At 60.6% G+C, this 7,653-nt stretch carries 9 protein-coding genes; 1 reads left to right on the forward strand and 8 read right to left on the reverse strand.

Annotated elements, in window-relative coordinates; genetic code table 11:
- The 4 genes from cyoE to ACIP1X_RS23680 form a co-directional block, all read right to left on the reverse strand.
- Positions 1–874, reverse strand: an 874-nt coding sequence (gene cyoE / locus ACIP1X_RS23665; RefSeq protein ID WP_400755387.1) for a heme o synthase, incomplete at its 3' end; no start/stop codon positions are given.
- Positions 862–1,941, reverse strand: a complete 1,080-nt coding sequence (locus ACIP1X_RS23670) for a heme A synthase (RefSeq protein ID WP_400755388.1) — start codon at positions 1,939–1,941, stop codon at positions 862–864. The genes ACIP1X_RS23670 and cyoE, both read right to left, overlap by 13 nt.
- Before the next feature lie 10 nt (positions 1,942–1,951).
- The gene (locus ACIP1X_RS23675; RefSeq protein ID WP_159813363.1) at positions 1,952–2,545 is read right to left on the reverse strand and encodes a hypothetical protein; all 594 of its coding nucleotides are present in this window, start codon (positions 2,543–2,545) and stop codon (positions 1,952–1,954) included.
- On the reverse strand, positions 2,511–3,251 hold the full coding sequence (locus ACIP1X_RS23680) for an SURF1 family protein (RefSeq protein WP_400755390.1): 741 nt from the start codon (positions 3,249–3,251) through the stop codon (positions 2,511–2,513). The genes ACIP1X_RS23675 and ACIP1X_RS23680 overlap by 35 nt, the downstream gene beginning before the upstream one ends.
- A gap of 71 nt (positions 3,252–3,322) precedes the next feature.
- Here ACIP1X_RS23680 and ACIP1X_RS23685 point away from each other — a divergent pair, with 71 nt between their 5' ends.
- On the forward strand, positions 3,323–3,526 hold the full coding sequence (locus tag ACIP1X_RS23685) for a twin transmembrane helix small protein (RefSeq protein ID WP_007911731.1): 204 nt from the start codon (positions 3,323–3,325) through the stop codon (positions 3,524–3,526).
- Between the two features lie 9 nt (positions 3,527–3,535).
- Here the strand turns inward: ACIP1X_RS23685 and ACIP1X_RS23690 are convergent, their stop codons facing one another.
- From ACIP1X_RS23690 to ACIP1X_RS23705, 4 genes are all read right to left on the reverse strand, one after another.
- Positions 3,536–4,423, reverse strand: a complete 888-nt coding sequence (locus ACIP1X_RS23690; RefSeq protein ID WP_053125435.1) for a cytochrome c oxidase subunit 3 — start codon at positions 4,421–4,423, stop codon at positions 3,536–3,538.
- Between the two features lie 25 nt (positions 4,424–4,448).
- On the reverse strand, positions 4,449–5,000 hold the full coding sequence (locus ACIP1X_RS23695) for a cytochrome c oxidase assembly protein (protein WP_400755392.1): 552 nt from the start codon (positions 4,998–5,000) through the stop codon (positions 4,449–4,451).
- A gap of 267 nt (positions 5,001–5,267) precedes the next feature.
- Complete coding sequence (gene ctaD / locus ACIP1X_RS23700) at positions 5,268–6,854, reverse strand: cytochrome c oxidase subunit I (RefSeq protein ID WP_016986466.1); 1,587 nt, start codon at positions 6,852–6,854, stop codon at positions 5,268–5,270.
- Positions 6,855–6,936: 82 nt separating this feature from the next.
- Positions 6,937–7,653, reverse strand: a 717-nt coding sequence (locus ACIP1X_RS23705) for a c-type cytochrome (RefSeq protein ID WP_400755394.1), incomplete at its 5' end; no start/stop codon positions are given.

Consider the following 7,653-nt stretch of genomic DNA (forward strand, 5'->3'; position numbering starts at 1 on the left):
CTACGAGCAGGGCGATGAACAGTAGAAACAAGTACCAAATAGAGTACTTGAAGGTGTTGATCGCCGCGTGCGGCCGAGTGCCACGGTACAGCACCACGGCCCATTGCAGAAACCTTGCGCCCAGACCGAGCGCACAAATCAGGTAGAGCACGCCGCTCATGTGGATCACGTACGGCAGCAGACTCACCGCCAGCAGCGCGAAGGTGTACAGCAGAATGTGCACTTTGGTGTAGTGCTCGCCGTGGGTGACCGGCAGCATCGGGATGTCGGCTTTGGCGTATTCCTCTTTGCGATGGATCGCCAGCGCCCAGAAGTGCGGCGGCGTCCAGGCGAAGATGATCAGCACCAGCAACAACGGTTCGGCGCTGACGTGGCCGGTGGCAGCCGTCCAGCCGAGCAGTGGCGGGGCGGCGCCGGCGAGGCCACCGATGACGATGTTCTGTGGCGTCGCACGTTTGAGGAAACCGGTGTAAATCACGGCGTAACCGAGCAGCGAGGCCAAGGTCAGCCAAGCGGTCAGCGGATTGGTGAAGGTCAGCAACAACGCCTGACCGAGCAGCGCCAGAACCAACGCAAAGGTCAGCGCCGCTGCGGGCGAAACCCGGCCCTCGGCCAACGGCCGTTTGTGCGTGCGCGCCATCACCGCATCAATGCGCCGATCAACCACATGATTGACCGCCGCCGCGCCACCGGCACACAACGCGATACCCAGATTGCCGAACACCAGCACCGTCCATGGCACCCCGGCACGAGTCGCCAGAAACATGCCGACCAGCGAGGTGATTAGCATCAACACCACGACTTTCGGTTTGGTCAGCTCCAGGTAATCACGCCAGATCGCCTGATGCGGACGTTCGCCAATCAGAATCGCCACGGCGTTTCTCCTTTAATAGTGATGGGCGCGGCCGCGTGTTTGCGCGGGCTCAGGCGCCAGCGCGCGAGCACCGGTTGTTTGACTCGAACCAGACTGGTGCGCGCGTGGTAATTGACCAGCACCATGGTCAGCAACAACGCGGCCCCGCCGGCGTTATGCGCGACCGCCACTGGCAGCGGCAGATGGAACAACACGTTGCTGATGCCGAGGGTGATCTGCGCCGCGAGGGCGACGAGAACAAGACCGGCCAACCGCGTCATGCCGACGACTTTCAATTGCCACGCCAAACCGAGGAGCACCAAAGTCACCAATAGCGCGCCGATACGATGAGTCAGGTGAATCGCCGTGCGCGCATCGCTGTCGAGTTGCCCGCCGAGATAATTCGGGCCGATGTGTTGCGTCAGATGAAACCCATTGGCGAAATCCGCTGGCGGCAACCACTGCCCGTGGCAGGTCGGGAAGTCGATACACGCCACCGCCGCGTAGTTGGAACTGACCCAGCCACCCAACGCGATCTGACCAATCACCAACAACAATCCCGCCGTCGCCCAATACTGCAAACGCTTGGGCACGGTCAGCGCCGGCAGCACGCCGGATAATCGAAGCGTCAGCAAAAACAGCAGACTCAACGTCGCAAAACCGCCAAGCAAATGCCCGGTGACCACTTGCGGCCAGAGTTTGAGCGTCACCGTCCACATGCCGAACGCTGCTTGGGCAAATACCACCGCCAGCAGAAACAGTGGCAGCTTCAACGGCTGCCCCGGATGGCGACGGTTAACCCACGCCCGCCCGGCCAGAATCGAAATCAGCATGCCGAGAGTGCCGGCGAAGTAGCGGTGGATCATCTCGTTCCAGCCCTTGTGCGCCTCCACCGGCGAGTCGGGGTAATGCAGTTCGGCATGGGCCAGTTGCGCTTCGCTTTTCGGCACGCTGATAAACCCGTAGCAGCCCGGCCAGTCCGGACAGCCGAGGCCGGCGTGGGTCAGGCGCGTATACGCGCCGAGCAGCACCACAATCAGCGCCAGCAGGGTGGCAAACAGCGCGAGGCGAAATCCAGGTTTGGCCATGACGATGCCCTTATCCGATGTTCGACAGTTTCAGCAGATGACGCAGGTCGTTGAGCAGATCCTTGCCCTTCACATTCGGCTCATAACGCAGCACGAGATTGCCGTGGGGGTCGATGATCCACAGTTGCGGCGTGGCTTTGTCGCCCGTGGTTTTACTGAACACAGCGGCGTCCAGCGGGTAGCGTTGCAGCTGTGGATATTCGCGGTTGAGCTTGGCGTCGTAATCAGCGCTGACCGGTTGTGCAGCGGCGAGGGCATGGCTGGCGCGGCCGGCATCGCGACCGAGGCCGATCTGGATCTGCCGCGCCAGATACACCAGTTGCTGGCAATCCACCGCGCAATCCTTCGGCGCGGTGACCAGGATCTGCCAACGATCCTCGTCGGCCTGCACGCCGAGGTCAGCGCGGGTCTGGCCGTTGCCGATCAGTTCGCCGTGATAGCTGCGACCCTCCGGCACCCAGAACTGCAATTTGTACATGCCGGTGGCGAGCACCATTGGGCCAATCACGCCGAGCAAAATCAGCAGCAACTGAATGCGCCCGCGACGGCGGCTGGCGGCAGGTTTCGCCTCAGACATGCTGGGTGGATTCATGGCCGTTCCCATGGTGTTTCTCCTTTGCGTTGTGCAAGCCCAAATAGACGTAGAGACCGAGCAGGGCGGTGGCCATGGCGAACCACTGCACGGCGTAACCGAGGTGTTTTTCCGGGCCCATGGCAACCACTGGCCAATCGGCCTCGTAGCTGGTCGGGCCGGGTTCGGCGCGTAATTCGTAGGCGAAGCCGTCGCGGTCGAGGGTTTGCCACAGCTTGGCGGGTTCGACGGCGGTGATGGTTTGTGGCCAGGTGCTGCTGACTGGATCAGCGTGCAACTGAAAAGTGGCGCCGGGGGCGACGTAGACCCAGGCATCGACATTCAACGCTTCAGTGGGCGTAGTGAATTGCGGCGGTACACGGCGATCCGGCCACGGCAACCAGCCGCGATTGACCAGCAGCCACAAACCGCTGCGTTGATCCTGAAACGGTTGCAGCAACTCGACGCCGACCTTGCCGTTACGCTGGCGGTTATCCAGCAGCAAGCTGTGCGCGGCATCGAACTGACCGTGCAGGTGCACGCGGCGATAGGCCGGATCGGATATGTGTGGCAACTCGGTGCTGGCCATCGGGTCGGCCGCGCGACGTTCGGCGTAACTGGCGAGCAGGGCGGTTTTCTCCGCGCCTCGGCTCAGTTGCCAAAAGCCCAAAGACACCAATAGCGGCAACAATAACGCCACCACCACGGTCGGTATCACGCCCGGGCGAAAACGCTTCATGGCTGCGCCACAAAGTCAGTCATTGTGATCGCTATACTCAATTGCATCGCCTGTCCCCCGGAGTTCTTCCCATGCTCAAAACAGCGATCGTCCTGATGCTGATTGCCACGGTGATCAGCCTGTTCAGCGGCCTGTTTTTCCTGGTCAAGGACGACAGCAGTTCCAATCGCCTGGTCATCGCCTTGAGTGTTCGGGTGGCATTGGCCGCTGCCACCGTCGGCTTGATCGCCTGGGGCTTTTACAGCGGCCAATTGGTCTCGCATGCGCCTTGGTAGCGTTGATCCTCAGAGCACGTAAACGAAGATAAACAGGCCGATCCACACCACATCGACGAAGTGCCAATACCAGCTCGCCGCTTCGAAGCCGAACTGGTGCTCGTTGTCGAAGTGGCCCTTCATGATCCGCATCAGCATCACAAACAGAATGATCGTGCCGATGGTCACGTGAGCGCCGTGGAAACCGGTGAGCATGAAGAACGTCGCGCCATAAATGCCCGAACCGAGGGTCAGCCCCAGTTCGTGATAGGCGTGAATGTATTCCTCAGCCTGGAAACCGAGAAACGCGCAGCCGAGCAGCACGGTGATCGCCAGCCAGATTTTCAGTGCGCCGCGATGGCCCTTCTTCAAGGCATGGTGGGCGATGGTGATGGTCACGCTGGAGCTGACCAGCAGGATCGTGTTGATCAGCGGCAGGCCCCACGGGCTGATGACGTCCTTCGGTGGCGGGAACAGTTTCGGATCCGGTGTGTGCAGCAGCGGCCAGGTGAACTGGAAGTTCGGCCAGAGCATATGCGCGATGCCTTTGGTGCCTTCGCCGCCGAGCGCCGGGCCGGAGACGTGTCGTACGTAAAACAGCGCACCGAAGAAGGCGACGAAGAACATCACCTCGGAGAAGATGAACCAACTCATGCCCCAGCGAAACGAGCGATCCAGCTGCGCGCTGTAGAGCCCCGCGCGGCTTTCCTTGATCACCGCGCCGAACCAGCCGAACAGCATGTACGCCAGCAACAGGCCACCGACGAAAAAGATGTACGGGCCGTGGGATTCCGGGCGCGCCGCCTTTAGATCGTTGAACCAGACGGCCAGGCCGTACACGGTGATCGCCATGCCGAAGGTCGCAATGATCGGCCATTTGCTTTGCGGCGGAACGTAATAATGCTCATGAGTTGCCATTTATTGTTCTCCTTATCGGGCACGCTCAACCGCCAGTGTTTACAGCCACCGGTGGATGTCGGGCGGTGATATCGAACAGCGTGTAGGACAGCGTCAGGTGCTTCACATCCTTGGGCATGTCGCGGTCAACAATGAAGCGCACCGGCATCTCGATCTGCTGACCGGGCTGCAGCAACTGCTGGGTAAAGCAAAAGCATTCGGTCTTGTGGAAATACGCCGCCGCGTTACTCGGCGCGATGCTCGGCACGGCTTGCGCGCTCATCGGTTTGTCGGTGGGATTGCGCGCGATGAAGATCATCTCGTTGACTGCGCCGGGGTTAGCGGTGAGTTCGTCATGCTTGGGGTAAAAGTCCCACGGCATGTCGACGTTGTTGGTCGACAGAAACTGCACGCGCACCTGGCGCGAAGTGTCGACCACTTGCTCACCCTCGTACTGCCCACCGGTCTTGCCGTTGATGCCGAAGGCTTTGCACATCACGTCGTAGATCGGCACCAAAGCGAAACCGAACACGAACATCGCCAGCACCACGCCGAGGAGGCGGGTGACGAGCTTCTTCATCGATACCGAGTCAGCCATGGCTTCCACCCCTTATCGGTGATGCCTTTGTGGCGAGGGGATTTATCCCCGTTGGGTTGCACAGCAGCCCTGAATCCAGCGCACACGGTTTGCCTGATAAATCTCGATTGCAGATTTTGGGGCTGCTGCGCAACCCAGCGGGGATAAATCCCCTCGCCACAGGGGATCTGTGTACTGCCCAATAAGAGTTGTGAGCATCCATAGGGGCTTTGTGTGCATCCACAGCGGATCTGTGCCTTTGCACAAATTTCACAAAAGGCTGGATATTCATTTCACTTCCGGCGGTGTGGTGAAGGTGTGGTACGGCGCCGGTGACGGCACGCTCCACTCCAGACCTTCCGCGCCATCCCACGGTTTGGCCGGTGCTGGCGGGCCGCCGCGAATGGTTTTGATCACGATGAACAGGAAGAAAATCTGCGTCGCGCCAAACATGAACGCGCCAATCGACGAGACCATGTTGAAGTCGGCGAACTGCAGGTTGTAGTCCGGAATCCGTCGTGGCATCCCCGCCAATCCGACAAAGTGCATCGGGAAGAAGGTCAGGTTCATGCCGACAAACGATAGCCAGAAATGCAGTTTGCCGAGGGTTTCGTCGTACATGTGGCCGGTCCATTTCGGCAGCCAGTAATAGGTCGACGCGAAGATCCCGAAGATCGCCCCCGGCACCAGCACGTAGTGGAAGTGCGCGACGACAAAGTAGGTGTCCTGATACTGGAAGTCCGCCGGGGCGATGGCCAGCATCAGTCCAGAGAAGCCGCCGATGGAGAACAGGATCACGAACGCCACGGCAAACAGCATCGGCGTCTCGAAGGTCAGCGAGCCTTGCCACATGGTGCTGGCCCAGTTGAACACTTTCACCCCGGTCGGCACCGCGATCAGCAGCGTGGCGTACATGAAGAACAACTCGCCCACCAACGGAATGCCGACCACGAACATGTGGTGCGCCCAGACGATGAACGACAGGAAGGCGATACTCGCCGTCGCATAAACCATCGAGGTGTAGCCAAACAGCGGCTTGCGCGAGAAGGTCGGGATGATCGAGCTGACGGCGCCGAAGGCCGGCAGGATCATGATGTACACCTCGGGATGCCCGAAGAACCAGAACACATGCTGGAACAACACCGGGTCACCGCCACCGGCGGCACTGAAGAAACTGGTGCCGAAGTGAATGTCCATCAGCATCATCGTTACGCACCCGGCCAGTACCGGCATCACCGCGATCAGCAGGAATGCGGTGATCAGCCAGGTCCAGACGAACAGCGGCATTTTCATCAGCGTCATGCCGGGGGCGCGCAGGTTGAGAATGGTCGCGATCACGTTGATCGCGCCCATGATCGAACTGATGCCCATCAAGTGGATGGCGAAGATGAAGAAGGTCACGCTTTCCGGTGCGTACGTCGTCGACAGCGGCGCATAGAACGTCCAGCCGAAGTTCGGCCCGCCACCGGGGGTGAACAGGGTCGATACCAGGATCAGGAACGCCGCCGGCAACAGCCAGAAGCTGAAGTTGTTCATCCGGGGCAGGGCCATGTCCGGCGCGCCGATCATCAACGGGATCATCCAGTTGGCGAGGCCGACGAAGGCCGGCATCACCGCACCGAAGACCATCACCAGACCGTGCATGGTGGTCATCTGGTTGAAGAACGCCGGCTCGACGATTTGCAGCCCCGGCTGGAACAGTTCGGCGCGAATCACCATCGCGAACGTACCGCCGAGCAGGAACATGCAGAACGCAAACCACAGATACAGCGTGCCGATGTCCTTGTGGTTGGTGGTCAGCACCCAGCGCATCAGGCCTTTGGCGGGGCCGTGGGCGTGGTCGGCATGACCATGGTCATCGATGACAGCGCTCATGGCCGGTCTCCTGTACGTGAGTGGGTTGGGCAGGCCGGGGCGCACTGCCCCGACCGGTTCACGAAGTACGCGATAGACCGGCTCATTTGCTTTCCGCCTGTTTCAGCTCCAGCACTTCTTTTGGCGTGACCATGTCGCCCTTGTTGTTGCCCCAGGCGTTACGTTCGTAGGTCACGACCGCTGCGATATCGACTTCCGACAGCTGCTTGCCGAACGCCGCCATGGCGGTGCCGGGCTTGCCGTGGAAGACGATGCTCAAGTGGCCTTCTTTCGGTCCGGTGGCGATTTTCGAGCCCTTGAGCGCCGGGAACATTGGCGGCAGGCCCTGACCTTCGGCCTGGTGACAGGCGACGCAGGTGGTGTGATAAATCTTGTCGCCGCGCTCTTTGAGTTCGTCGAGCGTCCATTCCTTGCTGGTCAGCTCTTTAAGCTGCGCGGCTTCGGCTTTGCGCTCAGCGAGCCATTTGTCGTAGTCGGCCTTCTCCTTGACCTCGACCACGATCGGCATGAAGCCGTGATCCTTGCCGCACAGTTCGGCGCACTGGCCACGGTAGATGCCGGGCTTGTCGATGCGCGTCCACGCTTCGTTGACGAACCCCGGGATCGCATCGCGTTTGACCGCGAAGGCCGGCACCCACCACGAGTGGATAACGTCGGCGGAGGTCACGAGGAAGCGCACCTTGGCCCCGGTCGGCAGCACCAACGGCTTATCGACCTCGAGCAAATAGTGCTCGCCCTTGGCTTCCTTGTTGTGGATTTGCTCGGCGGGGGTGGCCAGGTTGCTGAAGAACTCGACGTC

Origin of the sequence: Pseudomonas sp. NPDC088885 (assembly GCF_044750025.1) — a bacterium.
GTDB lineage: Bacteria > Pseudomonadota > Gammaproteobacteria > Pseudomonadales > Pseudomonadaceae > Aquipseudomonas > Aquipseudomonas rustica.

Coding starts and splice junctions, on each gene's coding strand:
- ACIP1X_RS23670 (WP_400755388.1), bottom strand. CDS start 1,941: ATGGCCAAACCTGGATTTCGCCTCGCGCTGTTTGCCACCCTGCTGGCG.
- ACIP1X_RS23675 (WP_159813363.1), bottom strand. CDS start 2,545: ATGGGAACGGCCATGAATCCACCCAGCATGTCTGAGGCGAAACCTGCC.
- ACIP1X_RS23680 (WP_400755390.1), bottom strand. CDS start 3,251: ATGAAGCGTTTTCGCCCGGGCGTGATACCGACCGTGGTGGTGGCGTTA.
- ACIP1X_RS23685 (WP_007911731.1), top strand. CDS start 3,323: ATGCTCAAAACAGCGATCGTCCTGATGCTGATTGCCACGGTGATCAGC.
- ACIP1X_RS23690 (WP_053125435.1), bottom strand. CDS start 4,423: ATGGCAACTCATGAGCATTATTACGTTCCGCCGCAAAGCAAATGGCCG.
- ACIP1X_RS23695 (WP_400755392.1), bottom strand. CDS start 5,000: ATGGCTGACTCGGTATCGATGAAGAAGCTCGTCACCCGCCTCCTCGGC.
- ctaD (WP_016986466.1), bottom strand. CDS start 6,854: ATGAGCGCTGTCATCGATGACCATGGTCATGCCGACCACGCCCACGGC.